This window comes from Pandoraea pnomenusa, assembly GCF_040391475.1.
GTDB classification, from domain to species: Bacteria; Pseudomonadota; Gammaproteobacteria; order Burkholderiales; family Burkholderiaceae; genus Pandoraea; species Pandoraea pnomenusa_C.
Window position 1 is genome coordinate 177,006 of the sequence record NZ_JBEBXS010000002.1, and the last position, 20,851, is coordinate 197,856.

At 65.4% G+C, this 20,851-nt stretch carries 7 protein-coding genes; 4 read left to right on the forward strand and 3 right to left on the reverse strand.

Features of this window, described 5'->3' with window-relative positions; genetic code table 11:
* Window positions 1-160: 160 nt before the first annotated feature.
* A complete protein-coding gene (locus ABWO90_RS03480) occupies window positions 161-12,358 on the forward strand; it encodes a filamentous hemagglutinin family protein (protein ID WP_353189806.1) in 12,198 nt (4,065 codons plus the stop codon).
* 84 nt (window positions 12,359-12,442) lie between these two features.
* Here ABWO90_RS03480 and ABWO90_RS03485 read toward each other — a convergent pair whose 3' ends face one another.
* The gene (locus tag ABWO90_RS03485; RefSeq protein ID WP_353189807.1) at window positions 12,443-13,078 is read right to left on the reverse strand and encodes a trimeric intracellular cation channel family protein; all 636 of its coding nucleotides are present in this window, start codon (window positions 13,076-13,078) and stop codon (window positions 12,443-12,445) included.
* Between the two features lie 537 nt (window positions 13,079-13,615).
* Between ABWO90_RS03485 and macA the strand changes: the two genes are divergently transcribed.
* From macA to ABWO90_RS03500, 3 genes are read left to right on the forward strand one after another with little or no spacing between them, the layout of a single operon-like run.
* The gene (gene macA / locus ABWO90_RS03490) at window positions 13,616-14,863 is read left to right on the forward strand and encodes a macrolide transporter subunit MacA (RefSeq protein ID WP_353189808.1); all 1,248 of its coding nucleotides are present in this window, start codon (window positions 13,616-13,618) and stop codon (window positions 14,861-14,863) included.
* 41 nt (window positions 14,864-14,904) lie between these two features.
* On the forward strand, window positions 14,905-16,983 hold the full coding sequence (locus ABWO90_RS03495) for a MacB family efflux pump subunit (RefSeq protein WP_353189809.1): 2,079 nt from the start codon (window positions 14,905-14,907) through the stop codon (window positions 16,981-16,983).
* 41 nt (window positions 16,984-17,024) lie between these two features.
* A complete protein-coding gene (locus tag ABWO90_RS03500) occupies window positions 17,025-18,470 on the forward strand; it encodes an efflux transporter outer membrane subunit (protein ID WP_353189931.1) in 1,446 nt (481 codons plus the stop codon).
* Between the two features lie 80 nt (window positions 18,471-18,550).
* Here the strand turns inward: ABWO90_RS03500 and ABWO90_RS03505 are convergent, their stop codons facing one another.
* Both ABWO90_RS03505 and ABWO90_RS03510 read right to left on the reverse strand, forming a co-directional pair.
* Window positions 18,551-20,143: a sensor histidine kinase gene (locus ABWO90_RS03505; RefSeq protein ID WP_353189810.1), complete on the reverse strand. Its 1,593-nt coding sequence runs from the start codon at window positions 20,141-20,143 to the stop codon at window positions 18,551-18,553.
* A 27-nt stretch (window positions 20,144-20,170) separates the two neighbouring features.
* Window positions 20,171-20,773 (reverse strand): response regulator, encoded by a 603-nt coding sequence (locus tag ABWO90_RS03510; protein WP_353189811.1) that lies wholly within the window; start codon window positions 20,771-20,773, stop codon window positions 20,171-20,173.
* Between the last annotated feature and the right edge of the window lie 78 nt (window positions 20,774-20,851).

Genomic DNA, 20,851 nt, shown 5'->3' on the forward strand with positions numbered 1-20,851 from the left:
AAGTTGGTGGATTTTGTGCAGTGCGCGTGTCTTTAGGAAGACGCATCCACCACAGGCTGAATTCCAGATGAACACACGCGGGCACCAGGGCGCAGCAACGAATCGTCGACGCCGTCAGACACTTCCGGCGCGGTGGCGCGCCGTCTCTGTCTCTCCCATCATGCAGGCCGTTGCCGTGGTACTGGCCAGCGGTAGCCTGTGGAACTCCGCACACGCCCAGCAAGCCTTCAGCAGCGCGTGGTTTGCTGCGCGTGGCGCGGCGCAGGCCACGGCCTCGCAGACGGGACGCCTGCCGAACGGCATGCCGGTGACCTCGCTCATGGACCCGTCCGCGCAGCAGCAGCAGGCCAACGCGCAGTTGCAGCGCTCAATTGCCAATCTGAGTGCTGCGGCGCAGAGCATCGCCGCGATGCAAGCTGCCCAAGCGAATGCGCGCACCGCAGCAGCGAATAGCGATGCCACGATTCCCGATGGCCTTGCGGAAGGCGGCCTGAAGGTCGACACCAACAGCCTCACCAAAGGCTGGATCAACGCGCAAGCGCCGACGCAAAGCACCGTCAACGGCAAGACCAACGTCAACGTCCAACAGACCGCCGACAAGGCCATCCTGAACTGGGAGACGTTCAACGTCGGGCGCAATACGTCGGTAAATTTCGCGCAGCAAAGCAACTGGGCGGTGCTCAACCGTGTGAACGATCCGCAGGCGCGTCCGAGCCAGATTCAAGGGCAGATTCACGGCGACGGCACGGTCCTCGTTCTGAATCGGAATGGTGTGATCTTCGGCGGAACGAGCCAGGTCGATACGCGCAATCTGGTGGTCGCCGCCGCAAAGATGAGCGATGCACAGTTTCAGACCGGTGGTCTGTATGGCGCGAACGGCACCACGCCAAGCTTCACCGATGCGCTTGGCAAAGTCGAAGTGCAGCCGGGGGCGAACATCACGACGCGGACGCCGACCTCTGTGACGCAAGGTGGCGGCTATGTGCTGATGCTCGGCAAGGAAGTGAGTAACGCAGGCACCATCGTCACGCCGCAGGGGCAGGTGGCGTTGGCATCGGGCGACAGCTTCGTGATTCGCAAGGGCTACGGTACGGATGCGAACACGCCATCCACCACGCGCGGCAATGAGATCTCGCCGCAGTTCGCCGCACAGAGTACTGCGGGCAAAGTCGTCAACACGGGCCTGTTGATGGCGCCGGAAGGCGACATCACGGTCGCCGGGCGCGATGTGCAGCAACTCGGCGTCGTCGTCTCGACGACGACCGTCAATACGCGCGGCACGATCCACTTGCTGAACTCCGCAAGCGACACGCTGGGCAAGGTGACGCTGGGCAACGGCGCGCTCACGTCGGTGTTGATCAGCGACAACGGCGCTACCGCGCTCGACAGCCAGCGCAGCGCCATGATCAAGGACTCGGCTGCGCAGGACTATATCCGTCGTCAGAACCCGGTAGGACTGTTCGACAATCTCTCTCGTCTGGACGATCGCCGCGATCAGTCGCGTGTCGAGATCGTGACGGGCGGTAACGTGGACTTCCAGAGCGATTCGCTCACGCTTGCCACCGGCGGGCAGATCGCCGTGAGCGCCGCAGGCCGCAGTCTTGTGGCGACGCGTGCACAACTCGATGTTTCCGGCGCCGTCGGCGTATCGCTGTCGATGGACAGCAATAACGTCAAGGTGAACGTGCAAGGTAACGAGCAACGCGACGCGCCGACCAATCGCGACCAGGGCGTACTGAACAACACGAACATCTGGATCGACCGCCGCCGGTTGCTGCACGCGGCAGCGGGCACCGGCGGGTACACCACGGATCGCTACTACACGGCGGGCGGCCTGCTGGAGGTTGGCGGGTATCTCGACAATATCGGTCACGGAATCGGCGAGTGGTCCGCGCAGGGCGGCACGGTCACGCTTGGGGGCAGCAACGCGATCACGGAGGCCGGGTCAGTGATCAACGTGTCGGGCGGTTCGCTCAACGTGCAGACCGGCTACCTGAATCAGACGTGGCTAAAGGGGGCCGACGGACAGCTCTATAACGCCAACTCGGCGCCGGCGGGCACCTCCTACACGGGCGTATACAGCGGCTTCGAGGTCGATCACCCGCGCTGGGGCACCACGGCCAAGGAATCCTATGCCAGTCCGCTGATCGCCCCGACGCGCGTCTTGCAGAACGGCTACACGGTCGGACGCGATGCGGGACGTCTGATCGTTTCGACCCCCACAGCGTCGTTGGCGGGCGACGTTGTGGCCGCAACCTATCAGGGGCCGTCGCAGGTCAAGGCGAGCGACGCGACGATCGGCGACGGCTATGCGCAGGCGCAACAGGCTGCGGCCCGCGGGGCAGAGCTCGTGCTCGGCAATTACCTCTCGAGCGCGAACTGGACGCCGTCGAATGGTCTCACGGGCGTCTTCTACAACCTGTCGCCGGTGGCGAATACCATCGTCTTCACCGGCGATGCCCCCGCTGCGGGCAGCAGTGCGACCGGGCCGGGCAATACCGGCAACGCGACCAACACGTTGTACGTCGACAGCCGCTATGTCAGCCTGTTCGGTCTCGGTGCGATCCGGGCGGCAGCCAGCGAATCGCTGCGTGTCGATGGCGCGCTGAGCGTGGCTTCCGGCGGCACGATCGCGCTGTATGCACCGCAGATCGACGTCAATGCGGGGTTGACCGCGCATGGCGGCGCGATTGCATTGGGCAATGTGATCGCGAGCGTTGGCGATACGGGTGTCCGGTATGAGGGCGTGCTGAACAGTGCCGCACCTGCCAGCCGGGCGAGCGTGACTGTGGCGGAGGATGTGCGCTTCGATACCACGGGCTTATGGAGCAATCTCACGCTCGACGGCAACCGCACCGCGGCGCTGCCGTTCGTGGGGGGCGGCGACATCGCATTGATCAGCACCGGAGACGTGAGCGTGGGGGTGGGCGCGATGTTCGACGTGTCGTCCGGCGCGGTCATGCGCGCGAACGGCACCGTCGACGGTGGCGCGGGCGGCGATGTGACCCTCGATGCCGGACACAGCGTGAACGACGTTGCCACAACGGGCCGTCTTACCTGGCTGGGCGATGCGCGCGGCTACGGGCTGACCGGTGGCGGCACGTTCAAGATCGGCACGGCGGGTACCGTCACCATCGGTCAGAACGCCAACGGTGTTGCGGGCGCCTCGACGCCGCAGGTGTCGCTCGATCCGGCGACATTCCAGCGCGGCTTCTCGAACTACATCGTGAATGCGCACGACGGTCTGACAGTCGCCGACAACACGTTGCTCGATGTGATCATGCCGATCTTGCGTGCCGATCCCGATCTGGCGCGCAACGTGAGCATCGGCAGCGATCCTTCCGGCGTGCTCTCGGTATGGACGCCTCCGCGCTACCTGGAGAACCCGCTGACGGCGACGCTGACACAACGCGCGGGCGCGAGCCTGTCGTTGATCGCCGGCTACGGCGGATCGAACGGCAATGTCCCGCTGACGATCGGCCACGGGGCGACTGTCAGCGTCGATCCGAAGCAATCGATCACCTTGAACAGCCAGGGGCAACTGACGGTCGACGGCGCGCTCAACGCCTGGGGCGGCAGCATCGCGCTCGCCGCGACGGGGCAGAACGCAGGTGGCTACGTCAACGACGCGACGCGTTCCGTGTGGATCGGCGAGGATGCACGGCTCGATGCCGCAGCGCGCGCCTATGTCGCCTACGACACGCTCGGCCGCGCGTATGGCGTGGCACCCGACGGCGGCAGCATCACCGTGAACCCGAGCGACGCCTATCTCGTCGTCAGGCCCGGCGCCGTGCTCGACGCGTCCGGTGCGTCGGCCGTCGTGGATCGCACGGCGGGGACCGCCGCGCTCGTCACCCCCGATACGACGACGCTCGCTGGCAACGGTGGCAGCATCACCCTGCACTCGAACAGCGGTTTCGCGCTGGATGGTACGTTACGCGCCGCCGCCGGTGCGTCAGGCGTGGGGGCGACGGGAGGCACGCTCGGCGTCTACTTCGACACCCGAGCCTATGTGAACGCCGGGTCGCTACCCGCACAGTTCGCCACGCTGAACGACATTACCCTCGTGCAGGACGCGCCGTCGCCCGATGCGTCGGCCAGTCCGTTACAACACGGCAAGGCCATCATCGGCGTGAACAAGCTTCACGACGGCGGCTTCGACAACCTCGTGCTCTCCACGCACGATCGCTTCGTCTTCCAGGGTGACCTCGATTTGTCGCTGGCGGGCAGCGTCAATCTCAAGGGCGGCCTGCTCACGGTGTCGACACTCACGCCGGATGCACAGGTGCGCATCGCCGCGCCCTATCTCCGACTGGACGGCGGCTCGTGGGATGCCCCGTCCATCATCGACCTCAGCACTTACGCGCCCGGCATCTACAACGTCGGTGGCGGGCAGGCATCGGCAGGTCATAGCGCGCTGACGTTCTCGGGCAATCTGATCGATGTGGCAGGAAAGGTCGTTTCCGGCGCAACGGCGTGGGAAGGGATCGGCACCGTGGGCGGCGTCACGGCCCCGCAAACGAACGTCGCGCAGGACGGCTTTGCCGACCTGTCGCTCGTGAGCACCGGCGACATCCGGCTTAACGGCGGCCTGAATGCGCAGGGCAACATCAATCTCACGGCCGCGCGGATCTACCCGGTGTCGTCGGCCTATGCGGCAGTCATTGCGGGCGACCGCTCGACCGGTATCGCGCCGGACAGTCGCCTGACGATTCGCTCGAACGGCAGCGCCACGTCAGACGTGCCGTACTCCGTGTACGGTCAGTTGATCCTGATGGGCGGCACGGTCGATCAGGGCGGCGTCGTGCAGGCACCGTTGGGTACCGTGTCGCTGAACACGACCGGCGGCAACCTCGGTACCGACTGGAATCAGGTGGTGCTGTTCTCGCAGAGCGGCAGTCTGGTGCCCACGCAGTCGAATCCCGTCGTGATCCTGCGCAACGGCAGCCTCACGTCGGTCAGTGCGGCCGGCCTCGAGATTCCCTATGGCGGTACCACCGATGGTGTGACCTACAGCGGCCTGAACGCAGGCGGACGCTACGCCACACAGTATTACCTTGGCGATACCTTCGTCATTCGCGGCGATTCGAGCGGGGTGAAATCGCCCGACCGGCTCATGCTCGTGACCGGCATCAACATCGGCGCGGCGCATCTCGTAGGCGAGTCCGGCGCGGTGCTCGATCTCTCGGGCGGCGGCACGTTGCACGGCGAGGGCTTTGTCTCGGGGCGCGGCGGATCGGTCAACGTGCTGAAGACGCCGCTCGTCAACGCGAACCCGGCAGCGAACCTCTACAGCAAGGCCGGCGATCAGGTCTATGCGATCGTGCCGGGTTACAAGAGCCAATACGCGCCGGTGATCCTTGACAAGGGGGCGGGTGATCCGGCCATCGGCAAGCAGATCACGATCGGCGAAGGCGTGCCCGGCCTGCCCGCAGGGACTTACACACTGATGCCGTCGAGTTTCGCGCTGATGCCGGGCGCGTTCCGCGTGGAACTGGGCGGTGCCCTGGCGCTGCGTCAGAGCGCCAACGGCGCGAACGTTGGCGTCGTGTCGACGGGCGACGGCTCCTGGACGACGACCGGCGTGCAGAGCACCGCAGGCACAGGGCAACGCGACAACCAGTTGACGCGCGTGATCGTGACCCCGGGCTCGACGATTCGCAAGCTCTCGCAGTTCAACGAAACATCAATGAGCGAATTCCTGCTCGCCCAGGCGAAGCAGTTCGGCTACGTGCGCTCGCGTCTGCCGGAAGACGGCAAGATCCTGAACGTGACGTTCATGCCGTCGACCACGGCGGACGAGGCGCTGAGCTTCAGCGGCACAGCACGCTTCGATGGCGCGACAACGCCGGAAGTGACCGGTGTCGACGGTGCGATGGTGGTCATGGCGGGCACGTCGGTGATCGAAGTGCGGGCGCCGGGCACGACAGCCACGCCCGGCATGGCATCGCTCATCGATCGCGATCTGAACGCATTTGCCGCGCCGTCGCTCGGTTTGGGCGGCATCTGGGCGTACTTCGATGGCAACGGATCGCAGGGCGACAGTGCGCGTCTGTACTTCGGTAACGACGGGTGGAGTCACAACGGCGTGACGGTACGCAGCGGTGCCAACGTGCACGCGGGGCAACTTTTCCTCGTGGGCGAGGCGATCAACGTGGAGAACGGGGCCAGCCTCGATACGCGAGGCTTTGGCGACAACGTCATCGACTCGCGTTACGGTTACGTCTACGCGACGGGGCTGCTGGCGGGGCAGAACCTCATCTATCATCCGGCGCTGCTGGCGGTCGGCAACGGCTGGTTCGATCTGCTGCCGTCTGACGGCATGGGCACGGTCAGCGTGGGCGACGGCGTGTCGCTGCTCACGCCGGGTACCATCGCCTTCGCGGCGCCGGGCGGCCTCACGCTGGGCGACGTCAATCTCGGGGCGCGTTACCTGACGGTCTCGCAAAACCAGATCAACATCGGTGACACGGCCGCGATGACGGCCGCACGCAATGCGGGTGTGCTGCCTGCCGGCTGGCAGCTCACGCAGAACGTGCTGGACAAGCTGCTGCGTCCAACGACGGCCTCCGGACTGCCGCCGCTCGAGCGCCTGACCCTCACGGCGGGCGGCGCGTTCAACTTCTTCGGCTCGGCCACGCTCGACACCGGCGATTCCCCGGTGCAGATGGTGTTCAACTCACCGGCGTTCTACGGACTGGGCAGCACCACCGATGTCGTGCGTCTGTCGACCGCGCACTTCCTCTGGAATGGCATCTCGACGGGTGCGGGCACCTCGGACAATCCTTATGCGTCGCTGGCACCCGCAGGCGTAATCGCGGGTGGGCCCGGCACCGGTACGGGAAAGCTCGTCGTCAATGCGAAGACCATCGAGTTCGGATACGACGACCTCACGCAGCCTCAGAGCCAGACACCGCTCGACCGGCTGGCGCTCGGCTTCTCGGGCGTGACGCTGCAGGCCTCCGAGCAGGTGACGGCGAACCATCTCGGCACCCTGACCATCGGCGGCACGCAGGCGGCCGACGGTTCGCGCAGCGGCGGTGATCTGACGATCGTCACACCGCTCGTCACCGGCAAGGCCGGCTCGTCCATGGGCTACAACGCTGGCGGCGCCATTTCGCTCGCCACACTGCCTGGCGTCAGCCCGGCGGCCACCGACGCCCTTCACGATCTCGGTGCGACGCTGGCATTCAAGGGCGGCAGCCTGTTTCTTGACACGGCCGTGGCCTTGCCGAGCGGCAAGTTCTCTGTCGATACCGACGGCGCATTGATCATCGGCCCGGCGGCCCATCTGGATCTTGCGGGGCGCGACACGACGTTCTTCGACGTGACGCAGCCGAGCTGGGGCGGAAAGGTGCTCCTCGCGAGCGCGAACGGCGACATCAACCTGCAGAACGGTGCGCTCATCGACGTCTCGGCCCGACACGCAGCGGCCGGTTCGTTGAGCCTGAGCGCACCGAAGGGACAAGTGTTCGTCGACGCCACGCTGGCGGGCACCGGCGGCGCGGGGCAGGCGAGCGGCCAGTTCGTGCTCGACGTCGGGAGCCTGACGAACGACCGATTCTCGACGCTCAATCAGACGTTGACGGATAGCGGTTTCCTCGCTGCGCGCAGCTTCCGCGTGCGTCAGGGCGACCTCACGGTGGGCGACGGCGTGCGCGCCGGGAGCGTGAGCATCTCGACGGACAACGGCAATCTCGCCGTGACCGGCACGATCGATGCGACGGGCACGACCCCCGGCACGATCATCCTTTCGGCGATGGGCGATCTGATGCTTGCGGGCACCGCCGTGCTCGACACCCGCGCGAGTACGCTGGTCACCGACAGCTATGGCGCCAGCGTCGATGCATCGAATCGCGGCAGCATTGCCCTGAGCGCGACTGCCGGTACGGTGCGACTCGCAGGCGGGGCGCGATTCGACATGCGCTCGCCGGACGGCGTTGCCCGTGGCCAGATCGATATCAACGCGCCGCGCACGAGCGAAACGGGCGGCGACATTCGTATCGACGCATCGGCGCAGCCCGACATTCGCGGCGCACGCAGCGTGGCCGTGAATGGCTTCTGGAAATACTCGCCGGGCGACGCCAACGGCACGGTCACGCAGGACAACGGCGACGTCTCGGGGGCTCCCGTCGGACCGGACGGTGTCGTGGGTCTCGCACAGATCGACGCACGCAGCCGCCAGTTCATGGACAACGCCGCAAACAACGCCGCGTTACAGTCGCGTCTTGCCGGTCTGGCGTCATACGGGAACGTCTTCCACTTGCGCCCGGGCGTGGAAATCTCCAGCGCGGGCGACATCAACACGAAGGGCGATCTTGACCTCTCGGCGTATCGCTACGGCAGTGGTGTCGTGGCTGGCGTGCGCGGCTCCGGCGAGCCGGGGGTGCTGGTGCTGCGCGCTGGCGGGGATTTGAAGATCAACGGCAGCGTCACCGACGGATTCGGGCTTCCCGTTTCCTCACCGGACGGCGCAATCTACCAGACGGTGCTCTCGGCCGTGACGCTCGCCGGCCCGTACACGGTGGCCGCGGGAGGTATGACACTCGGCGTGGGCACGAAGCTGCCCGCCACGGGCACGCTCAACTTCAACCTCAACGTCGCAACGAACACGCAGCTTTATCTTTCGAGTACCGACCTGCTGCCCATCGATGTGGTACTCGCGGGCTCGCCGATCTCAGGCAACCGGCTCAAGTCGGGCGTGGTGACGACGGCCGACATCATCCTGCCGCAGGGCTACACGATGAAGAACGGTACCGTGGTCGGCGTAGGCGGATACCTGATTCCGGCCGGTACGAACACCAGCAGTCTGGTGGGCATCACCGGCACGACCGTCAACAACTTGCTGTTGCCGCCGGGCACGATCCTCAAGGCGGGCATGAATGCCATTCAGTTCAGCGACACGGGCGCCTACATCATGAAGGTGGCGGCGATGGTCTGGCCTGCCAACGTGTCGATCGCGCCGATCAAGAACTACACGCTGACCGATCCGCTGGATCTGGCACAAGGCAGCACGTTGCCGACCGGCACCTATGTATCGACGGGCAGTGCACAGGTCGGGGATCGTCCCATCTGGGCCATCGCGCCGATGCTCGATCCGGGCATGCAGTCGTGGTCGATGCGACTGGTCGGCGGCGGCGATCTCACGAGCGCGGACTCGCGCGCCGTGCTCGGCGCGACGCAGAGCGGCAATATCGTGCTCAATGATCCGTTCACGATCAACGTCCTGGGCAAGGGCGCCGGCAATCCGGGCGCGGGCATCAGCGTGGTGCGTACCGGCACCGGCGATCTCGATCTCTACGCCGCAGGTGACTATCAGCAACTCTCGCCGTTCGGCGTCTACACCGCAGGTACGTCGGTGGCCGGTACCGGCGCGGGCACGGCATGGAACGCGCCGCGTGCGCTCGCGGCGGACGGTACTTACCTTGGTAATGTCGTGAAGTCGCGCGCGGCCTATGAGGCCACGCTCAATGCACAACGCATGTGGTACACGCAGGATGGCGGCAACTTCACGCTTTCGGCAGGCGGCGACATCCTCGGCTGGCAGGAGCCCAATTCGGAGATGGTCGGGAACTGGGTGTGGCGTCAGGGCGGCGCCGCGTTGAATCAACCGACCGGGTGGGCGATCAACTTCGGCACCTATGCGCTCGACGGTGGCTCGATACTCGGGTTGGCGGCGTTCTCTGGCATGGGCGCGCTGGGCGGCGGCGCCGTCAACGTTCGGGCGGGCGGCAATATCGGCACGGACGACACGACCAACAAGCGCAACATCGTGGTGGCGGTCGGCGGCTCGGGGCGCGTGACGGACGGGGGCATTCTCCAGACCGGTGGCGGCGCGCTGAACGTGAGTGCGGGCGGCAACATCTTCGGTGGCATGTACAGCGACATTCGCGGGAATACGACCGTGTCGGCCGACGGCAATATCGGCGCCATGCAACTGCGCGACTACGGTGTGGCGCTACAGGAGGACCCGCGCGGACTGAGCAGTCACAAGCCGTATTCGGCGCTGGGTCGCGACGGCGCCAACGTGGCGCCCGGCGACGGTTCCGTGACGTTGCAGGCGCTGGGCGATCTGGTGATGGGGCGCGTGGTCGACCCTGGACGCGCGGAAGAGCGCGTGCAGACGCGGACAACGCTCAATGGCGTGGCCACGAATGCGGCCAGTTGGTTCACGCTCTGGCAAAACGATACGGCGCTTTCGCTTTTCTCGGCGGGCGGCAATGCCTCGCCGCTGGGCACCGCGACACCGGAGTACAGCTGGTCGGTGTACCTTCCGCCGATCCTCGATGTGACGGCCGCTGGCGGCAGTATCTATCTGGCGCCACGCCAATACGTCGATTATCTGATGCCCTCGCCGGACGGGCGCTTGCAGCTCCTCGCGAGCGGCAGCGTGTCTGGCGTTAGCCGGAACAATCCGAGCAATGCGGCGTCCGCATTCGGGCTGCTGGGCACGTCGTTGTCCTCGATCGCCACGCCGGGCCGCCCGGGCTGGCAGACGGCCAGCGCGTCCAACTATTGGAACGGGGGCACGTCCTTCGACAGCAATTCGTTCGAGACGATCTACGACACAGTTTTCAACTCGCAGTCACAGCGATACACGGGGCGAGGCGGCGGCCTTTTCGTCTTCGGCCCGAACACCCTGACCGACACGAGCGCCGACGGCAACAGTCCGATCTCGCGCATCTATGCGGTCAACGGCGACATCCAGAGTCTGAACATCGGGCAGATCCGCACGTTCTACACGCCCGCGGGCAATGCCACCTACTACTGGGCGTCCAAGCCCGTGCAGATGATCGCAGGCGGTGACATCGTCAATACCAGCGGTCTCGTCAACCAGACGAGCGCCTCCGATGTTTCGATGCTGGCGGCGGGTGGCAACATCTTCTACAACGGCGCCAACGGCTACGGGTTCACGGTGACCGGACCGGGCACCTTCGAAGTTTCGGCGGGCGGTGACATTTATCTCGGCAACTTCGCCAACTTCACGAGCCTGGGCCCGCTGATTCCAGGCGACAAGCGTGCGGGCGCCGACATTGTCGTGCAGGCGGGGTTGGGCGCAGGCGCGCCCGGCGTCGGGCAGACAGACGTCACGGGGTTCGCCCGCCGCTACTTCGATCCGTCAAATCTGGCAGACGCATCGCACCCGCTCGCCGGGCAGACCGGCAAGGTAGCGAAGACCTACGACACCGAACTGCTCGACTGGCTGCGCTCGCGTTTCGGCTACACGGGCGATGGCGGCGCGGCAGCGCTCGCCTGGTTCCTCGCGCTTCCGCCGGCGCAACAGCGCGTGTTCGTGCGCGACGTCTACTACGCCGAGTTGCTGGCCTCGGGCCGCGAGTACAACGACGAAAGCGGCAAGCGCTTCGGCAGTTACCTGCGCGGTCGGGAGGCCATTGCCACGCTCTTCCCGCAGACGGATGCGACCGGACAGCCCATCGTCCGCAGCGGCGGCCTGACGATGTTCCAGGGCGCTTCGACGAACGGCGGTATCCGAACCGTCTCCGGCGGCGACATCGAACTGCTCGTCCCGGCGGGACAGACCACGCTTGGCGTGGAGGGGGTAACGCCTTCCACCTCGACGGCTACCGTACCGGCCGGTCTGTTGACGCAGGGCGAAGGCGCGATTCGGATCTACAGCGAGGGCAGTATTCTGCTGGGCCTGTCGCGCGTGATGACGACATTCGGCGGCGCGATTCAGGGCTGGTCGGCCGAAGGCGATATCAACGCGGGGCGCGGCGCAAAGACCACCGTGCTCTATACGCCGCCCAAGCGCGTGTACGACGCGTGGGGCAACGTGACACTCTCGCCGAATGTGCCGAGTTCGGGTGCGGGGATCGCCACGCTCAACCCGATTCCTGAGGTCAAGCCGGGCGATGTCGATCTGGTCGCGCCGCTGGGGACCATCGACGCGGGTGAGGCCGGTATCCGGGTGTCGGGCAACGTCAACTTCGCGGCGCTGGCGGTGGTCAATGCCGCCAACGTGCAGGTGCAGGGGAAGTCGACGGGCCTGCCGGTGATCGCGGCGGTGAACGTGGGGGCGCTGACCAACGCGAGCGCCACGGCCGCGCAAGCCGCCAGTGCCGCGCAGGACGCCATGGCGCGTGAGCGTGTGTCGCAGCGTCAGGGCCAGTCGTCGATCTTCACGGTGCGCATGCTCAGTACGATGAGCGGCACGGGCGGGCAGGGTGCGGCACCGGGCGGTGCGCAGGAAGACGGCAGCGTGCAGGGGGCCGCGCAGACCGGCACCTACGACCGACGCAATCGCGTGCAGATCGTGGGGCACGGCGGCGATCTGAGCCCCGGTACGGTGTCGTTGCTGACGCCCGCCGAGCGCGCACAGTTGCGCGCGGATCGTTGACGACGATGGAATGGGCGGGAGCGGCGAGCGTGTGCCCGCCGTGTTGAAAAGGCGCCGGAGGCCGAAAAACCTCCGGCGCGTGTATCAGTGCATCGGTTCTGCCGGGGTCTCGTTTTCGAAAGTACGGAAGCGCCAGCCGAACCACACCGCCAGCATCCGGATGACGAAGCCCGCGACGAAACAGACGGTCGTCGCGATGCCGTTCGATACGCCCCAGTAAAGCATGGCCACGTACATCGCGCCCGCGATGCACGCCACGCTCGCATACATCTCACGGCGCAGCACCAGCGGCACCTGTCCGCACAGCAGATCGCGCAGCATCCCGCCACCAATGCCCGTGAGCACGCCCGAGAGCACTACGATCACCGGACTCGTGCTCACCGTCATGCCGATGTCGCAGCCCAGAATCGTGAAAGCCGCCAATCCGATGGCGTCGACCGTGATGAATGTCATGCGCAGCCGGTGAATGTGACGGGCCACGATCGACGTGAGCGTGGCCGCGCCGAGCGTGAGCAGCAAGTACTCCGGGTGCGCGATCCAGACGAGCGGATGGCGGCCGAACAGCACGTCGCGAATCGTGCCGCCGCCGAGCGCCGTCACCATGCCGACGAAGGCCAGGCCGAATCGGTCCATGCCGCGCTGCATCCCCAGAATCGCGCCCGACATCGCCTCGGTCACGATGGCGATCAGGTACAGCGCGTAGAAGATCTCAGTTTTCATAATGTCCCTTCGAATGCCGGGGGAATATATCACTTCGTACGATTTTCCCCGGGATCGGGCCATTCGGGGCGTACGCCGCACTGTGATTTGTACAAGTTTTCAGTGCCAACGGCCGATGAGACACTGCTTTCAACGAAACGACGCGGCATGAAGCCGGTCATCCAGCCGCTCCCGCGAGTCGTTTTCCCACAACATCGAGGAGTCCTTCATGCGCTACGTTCCCGGTCTGTTCCCCAAGGTCATCGCGGGCCTGATCGCCAGCTTTCTGCGTATCCGGCCCCTGTAATGCGCACGCTTTTCCAGGTTCACAGCCTGTTTGTCGTCGTCGTTGGCGGACTGTCTTTGGTGCGCGCGTGCTGGCGGATCGTCTGCAAAGTCGCCAAACCCCTTAAACTCTCAACTTTTTGTGCTCCGAACCGTACCCCGAAGCGGTGATCGGGCCGGCCTGCTTCATTGGCAGACCGACCGGCCAGTCTGCGGCAACGGATCGGCGCAGCGTTTCTTTCGACGTGCCTTTTTGATCGCCCACTTCGTTCCATGATCCAGTTCATTCGCCGCCGACGCTATCTTGTCGCCAGCCTCGTTGTGCTCGTCATTCTCGTGGTGCTCGGCCTGCGTAGTCTCGCGACGCCGAAGCCGCCGCAGTACATCAGTGCCAAAGTCGAGCGCAGCGACCTCGAAAACACCGTCCTGGCCACCGGTACGCTGGGCGCGTTCCAGCAGGTGGATGTCGGCGCGCAGGTCACCGGTCAGTTGAAGTCGCTCAAGGTCAAGCTCGGCGATACGGTCAAGAAGGGGCAATGGCTCGCGCAGCTCGACCCGGTGCTCGCGCAGAACGGCCTGCGTTCGGCCGAAGCCGACGAGCAGAACCTGCAGGCGCAGAAGCGCACCGCACAGGCGCAACTCAAGCAGGCTGAACTGGCCTTCGCACGCCAGCGTCAGATGCTGCCCGACGAATCGACGTCGCGTCAGGATTTCGAAGCGGCGCAAGCCACGCTGGACACGCAACGTGCCACGCTGCTCGGCCTGGACGCACAGATCCGCAAGGCACGCGTGCAGATCGAATCGGCCCGCGCGAGTGTCGGCTATACACGAATCGAGGCCCCGATCGACGGGGAAGTCGTCGCCATCGTCACGCAGGAAGGTCAGACCGTGGTTGCGCAGCAGCAGGCGCCGGTGATCCTGAAGCTGGCCGATCTGGGCACCATCACGGTCAAGGCACAGGTCTCCGAGGCCGACGTGATTCGCGTCGAGCCGGGGCAGACCGCCTATTTCACGATCCTCGGCGATCCCGACAAGCGCTACTACGGCAAGCTGCGCGCCATCGAACCGGCGCCGCAGAACTTCCTCGACACGCAAAGTACGATCGGCGGTGGCGCCACGCGCAATAACACGGCCGTGTTCTACAACGCGTTGTTCGACGTGCCGAACCCCGATCATCGTCTGCGTATTTCGATGACCGCGCAGGTCAACGTGCTGCTCGGCACGGCGAAGCAGGCGTTGAGCGTGCCGGTGGCGGCGCTGGGCAAGCGTGTCGAGGCAAACCGCTACGAAGTGCGGGTACTGGGCGACGACGGCAAGGCCACGACGCGCCAGGTCGTGACGGGGCTGAACAACAACGTGCGTGTCGAAGTGCGCGAAGGCCTGTCGGTCGGCGAGCGCGTCGTGATCGGCGAGGCGAGCGACGGTGCGCCGGTGACCGATACGGCAGACAAGTCCGATGCCTCCGACAAGTCCGGCAAGTCCGACAATTCGGACAAGCCGGCCAACGCCGGTCAGGCATGATCGCGCCCGATCACCAATCCTGGGAACAAAGGACGTCGAGCATGTCGAGCCACATCGACCCTTCCGCCACCGGCCCCGCACCGCATCCGATGCTGGAACTGACGGGCATCACCCGCCGGTTCCCCGCCGGGGATCGCGACGTCGTCGTGCTGCGCGATGTGCATCTGAGCATCGCGGCCGGCGAGATCGTCGCCATCATGGGGGCGTCCGGTTCGGGAAAATCCACGCTGATGAACATTCTCGGGTGTCTCGATCACCCGAGTGAGGGCAGCTACCGCGTGGCGGGCCGCGAAACCCGCGATCTGGATGCCGACGCGCTGGCCCAACTGCGCCGCGAACACTTCGGTTTCATCTTCCAGCGCTATCACCTGTTGCCGCACCTCGACGCCGCGTCGAACGTGGAGATGCCGTCCGTCTACACCGGTACGCCGCACGCGGCACGCCGTGCGCGTTCGGTCATGCTGCTCCAGCGGCTCGGGCTGGCCGATCGTACGGAACATCGTCCCAACCAGCTGTCGGGCGGCCAGCAGCAGCGCGTGAGTATCGCGCGCGCGCTGATGAACGGCGGCGAAGTGATTCTTGCCGACGAGCCGACCGGGGCACTGGATACCCGCAGCGGCAAGGAAGTCATCCGCATCCTGAAGGAGCTCAACGCGCTGGGGCACACGGTCATCATCGTGACCCACGACGAGAACGTTGCCGCCCACGCTCGCCGCATCATCGAGATTCGCGACGGCGAGATCGTGGCCGACCGCACGAACACGCCGGTCGCGGTGGCACCGGACACGGCCCCGGCGGACGATGTCGAGGAAACGCCGGCCGAGCACGCCTCGGCCGCCGCAGCGGCGTCGCGCCATCCGGACCCGGCGGCCACCGAAGCCAGTCATGGCGGCGCGATCCCGCCGCGTCGCTGGCGCAGCGGCTTCGACCGGTTTGCCGAAGCGTTCCGCATGGCCTGGATCGCCTTGGTCTCGCACCGGCTGCGCACGTTCCTGACGATGCTCGGCATCATCATCGGCATTACCTCCGTGGTGTCGATCGTGGCCATCGGCGAGGGCGCAAAGCGTTACATGCTGGCGGAGATCGGCAGCATCGGTACGAACACGATCAACATCTATCCGGGCAAGGACTGGGGCGACAACCGTGCCACGACCATCCAGACCCTTGTGCCGGAAGACGTGCTGGCATTGAGCGAGCAGGTCTATGTGGACAGCGCCACGCCGGAAACGGCGCGCAGCCTGCTGCTGCGGTACCGCAACGTCGACGCCAGCGCGATGGTGACCGGCGTGGGCGAGCACTACTTCCAGGTGCGCGGGCTGAAGATCGCGCAGGGTATTGCTTTCGGTGCAGACGAAGTGCGACGCCAGGCGCAGGTCGCGGTCATCGACGAGAACACGCGACGCAAGCTGTTCGGGTCGAACCCGAACCCGCTCGGCGAAGTGATCTTCGTGGGCAACCTGCCGTGCGTGGTGATCGGCGTGACGGCCGAGAAGAAGAGCGCATTCGGCGACATGAAGAGCCTGAACATCTGGGTGCCGTACACCACGGCGGCGGGGCGACTGTTCGGTCAGCGCAACGTCGACAGCATTACCGTGCGCGTGCGTGACGGTCAACCGAGCAAGGCCGCAGAAAAGAGCCTGGAAACGCTCATGACGCAGCGCCACGGGCGCAAGGACTTCTTCACCTACAACATGGACAGCATCGTGAAGACGGTCGAGAAGACCAGCCAGTCGCTCACGTTGCTGCTCTCGCTGATTGCCGTGATCTCGCTGGTCGTGGGCGGCATCGGCGTGATGAACATCATGATCGTGTCGGTGACCGAGCGCACGCGCGAGATCGGTATCCGCATGGCGGTCGGCGCGCGTCAGAGCGACATCATGCAGCAATTCCTGGTCGAGGCGGTGATGGTGTGCCTGATGGGCGGCGCGATCGGTATTGCGCTGTCGTTCGGCGCGAGCTTCCTGTTCTCGTTGTTCGCCGAAAAATGGAAGATGGTGTTCTCGATGGGGTCGGTCGTCACGGCATTCCTGTGCTCGACGCTCATCGGGGTGGTGTTCGGCTTCATGCCTGCGCGCAATGCCGCGCGGCTGGATCCGGTTGAAGCGCTGGCACGCGATTGAGGTATTGCCGAATGACCCGAACTGTTCCGATGGCCCCTGCGATGCGCATTTCGACCCCGCAGTCCCTGACTCGCACGGTGCTGGCGCTCGCCAGCGCGGCCGCGTTGCTCGCCGGTTGTGCCGGTGTGCGCCACGATCCGCTGCCGGCCGTGCCGGTGCCGGCGCAATGGACAAGCGGTGCCGATGCGCAGGCGACGACAGCCGCGCCGGCTCGCGCGGCCGCCGTGATTGCGCCCGACTTCTGGCGCGCGTTCGGCGACCCCGTGCTCGACCGGCTCATCGCCGATGTGCTCGCTGCGAACCCCGATCTGGCGGTGGCCGGTATTCGCGTCTACCGCGCTCAGTTGCAGGCGGGGCTGGCCGATACCAACCTGACGCCGAGCGTAACGGTCCAGGGCTCGGGCGGCGTGAAGCGCACGCTCGACACGCACACGATGAGCCGCAACAGTGCCCTGTCGGCCAGCGCCAATTACGAGCTCGACCTGTGGGGCAAGCTCGCCGCCCAGCGCGATGTTGCGCAATGGGAGTACGAGGCGACGGAAGCCGATCTTCAGGCGACGCGTCTGTACATCATCGGCCAGACCGCGCAGTACTACTGGACCCTCGGGTATCTGAACCAGATCATCGCGTACTCGGAGAGCAACATCGCCTACGCCGAGCGCGTGGTGGCGCTGGCGCGCTCGCGCTACGGCGCCGGCGCTGTCTCGGCGCTCGACGTGGCGCAGGCCGAACAGTCGCTGGCGGACCAGCGCGCCACGCTCACGCAGCAATTGCAGCAACGCACCGAGAATCGCAACGCGCTGGCGATCCTCTTCGATCGGCCGCCCGAGCAAGTGGCGCCCGAGCCGTCCACGTTGCCCACGCAGGCGTTGCCTGCCGTGCCGGCGGGGTTGCCGGCGGAATTGCTGGGACGTCGCCCGGACTTGCGCGCGCTGGAATTGCGCCTGCGCGAGTCGCTGGGGAACGTGGATATCACGCGCACCAGCTTCTATCCGACGCTCACGCTTACCGGTTCGCTGGGTACGGCGAGTAATTCGCTCGAGCGGGTGCTGATGAATCCGGTGGCTTCGCTGGGGGCGGGGCTGGCCCTGCCATTCATCCAGTGGAACACGATGCAATTGCAGATCAAGGTGTCGAAGTCGCAGTACGAGGAGAACGTCGTCAACTTCCGCAAGAGCCTGTTCACGGCATTGAGCGAGGTCGAGAACGCGCTCTCGGCGCGCGATCAGCTCACTCGCGAGAGCGAGCAGCGGGTGCTGTCGCTCACGCAGGCGCAGCGAGCCGAGGCGTTGCAGCGATCGCGCTATCTCGCTGGCGCCATCGACATCCAGCCATGGCTGTTGCAGCAACGCTCTCTGCGCGACTCACAGGCAGCCGAAGCCCTGGTGCGACTGAACCGTCTGAATAACCGCATGACCCTCTACAAGGCGCTGGGCGGGGCGGGCAACGCATCGGATGTCGGGACGAACGCCAGTTCGCCAGCCTGAGCGTCAGGCGGCACAAACAGACGCACCAAATCAAAAGGCCGGCATTTGCCGGCCTTTTGTCATGTCGCGGGGGCGACACATCAGGCGTCGGGCACGCTCGTCTCGGGTGCCTTCGGCAGCGTGATCGTGAAGGTGGTGCCAACACCGACCTGGCTGGTCACGTCGATGGTGCCCTTATGGAACTCGATGGCGGCGTACACCACCGCGAGCCCCACGCCCGAGCCGTCTTCGAGCACCGCGTTGCTGCGCGAGCGGAACGACATCTGGAAGATCTCCTTGAGCTCCTCTTCCGGGATGCCGGTGCCGTTGTCACGCAATACGACGCGCAATGCCTCGCCCGCATCCGCCACGCCGATATCGATGGCGGGCTGCGCCATCGTGTACTTGGTGGCATTGCTCACGAGGTTGATGAACGCGTGGAACAGCACGTTGCTGTCGCCGATCATGCGACTGTCCAGACCGGGCGGCGCCTGCACCGTGATCGTCGCGTTCGGGAACATGTCGGACCCGACGCCACGCACGTCTTCGAGCAGGGCAACGAGCGACAGCTCGGTGCGCTTGCCGAACTTGGGATCGTCGAGCGAAGCGCTTTGCGCGGCGTCCAGCCAGTTCTGGATCAGGCTGTTGAGCTTGGCCACGGCTTCGCGGATCTTCGTATATCGCGGACGCGAATCGGCTTCCTCGTTGCGCGGGCTGAGCAGACGCTGCGCATGCCCGTCGATCACGCTGAGCAGGGTGCGGAACTCATGCGTGGCCATCGAGCGGAACGTCTTCTGGAAGTTATTGAGCCGCTCTTCGTTGGCCAGCGCCCGTTGCAGGATCGTGTTCTTCGCGGTGGCGAGCTTCTGGTTGCGCACGAGCGACGACGTGCTTTCCTGGAACTTGGCCAGCGAGCGCGACAGCGTGCCGATCTCGTCGCCGCGCGAGAGCCACGGCAGGCGAAGCTTCTCCTTGCCCGATACGGCGTTGCCCGACATGCGGATCAGTCGCGTAAGGGGCTTGAGGATCACCGTGTCCACGTAGATCAGGCACAGCAGCGTGACAACGATCATGACGGCGATCAGCGCGTCGATCTGCAGCAGACGGTTGCGGGCGGTGGCGTTCTTGGCCTCGACTTCCTTGATCAGCGCCTCGGTGCTGCGAAATACCAGTGAGCCGAACGTACTGTTCGCCTGCGTGTACTTGTTGTTCGAGTCGCCGCGATAGAGCTTCGCCGCATCGTTCAGCTTGCCGCTCTGTGCAAGCTGGAACACCTGATTCGATGTGCGCCGGTACTGCGCCCACTGCGAGAGAAATTTCGAGAAGGCGAGACGGAATTCGTCGTGGGTGAGGACCTTTTGGTAGCGCTCGGAGGCGGCCCTGATCTTGGTGTCGAACTCGTCGGCAGCGGTGCGGATATCCGCGAGCGCCTTGGGGGACATCGGGGCGAGCGCTTCCGATTCGACGGTGCGGAAGTCGGAAATATAGTCGTTGAGTTCTTCGAGCACGCTCAGATGCTCGATCTGCGAGCGTTCGGCGGCAATGGCTCGCTGCTGCGACGCGTCGACTTCGCGATGCACGATGACGCCTACGGCGATCATGGCGGCCAGGCACAGCGCGAGCAGCAGGTACATCCGTCCCCGGATCGGGAGCGGCGTTCCGGAAGACGATGAGGCTTTGGAGGCTTTAGACATGCGGCAAAATCCGGCGCGGCGATGCGCTCAAAGCTGAATGATGTTGAGCAGGGCGGCACGTACCACGGCTTCGGTGCGCGTGGCGACGTTGAGTTTCTCGCGGGCGTTGTCGATGTGGAAGTCGACCGTGCGTTTGCCGAGATCGAGAATGATCGAGATCTCGGCGGAGGTCTTGCCGCGCGCCGACCATTGCAGCACTTCCACTTCACGCCGGGTCAGCCCGAACGGCAGCGGCGCGCCGTCGTCCGGCTCGTCGTGCGCCGTGTATTTGCGGATCACGGTGTCGAGCACGTCGAAATCGACCGGCTTGAGCATGTACTCGTCGGCGCCGGTGCTGTGCCCGCGCATGATCGATTCCTTGTCGGCATTGCCCGTGAGGAAGATGAACGGGATCTTGCGCTCGCCCTGGATGATGCCGCGTGCGCTTTCCAGGAACTCGAAGCCGGTCATGCCCGGCACGTTCACGTCGCACAGGATCACGTCCGGCATGAACGATGCGAGCGTCGCCAGGGCGGTCGTGAAGTCGTGCGCCACCTTGACGGTATAGCCCCGATCCGTCAGATCTTCGCGGATCAGGTCGGCTGAGTCGTGGTCGTCCTCAATGCAGAAAACTTTGGTGGGAGATGACATCCCGCTGGCCCCGGTTTTTATGTGGAATGCCGAAATCGTACTAAAAAATTGCGGCACAACGAAATTTCGCTCAATAAA

Bases quoted from the DNA above. Each gene is read 5' to 3' on its own strand.
- macA (WP_353189808.1), top strand. From the start codon at position 13,616: ATGATCCAGTTCATTCGCCGCCGACGCTATCTTGTCGCCAGCCTCGTT.
- ABWO90_RS03500 (WP_353189931.1), top strand. From the start codon at position 17,025: ATGCGCATTTCGACCCCGCAGTCCCTGACTCGCACGGTGCTGGCGCTC.
- ABWO90_RS03480 (WP_353189806.1), top strand. From the start codon at position 161: ATGCAGGCCGTTGCCGTGGTACTGGCCAGCGGTAGCCTGTGGAACTCC.
- ABWO90_RS03510 (WP_353189811.1), bottom strand. From the start codon at position 20,773: ATGTCATCTCCCACCAAAGTTTTCTGCATTGAGGACGACCACGACTCA.
- ABWO90_RS03495 (WP_353189809.1), top strand. From the start codon at position 14,905: ATGTCGAGCCACATCGACCCTTCCGCCACCGGCCCCGCACCGCATCCG.
- ABWO90_RS03505 (WP_353189810.1), bottom strand. From the start codon at position 20,143: ATGTCTAAAGCCTCCAAAGCCTCATCGTCTTCCGGAACGCCGCTCCCG.
- ABWO90_RS03485 (WP_353189807.1), bottom strand. From the start codon at position 13,078: ATGAAAACTGAGATCTTCTACGCGCTGTACCTGATCGCCATCGTGACC.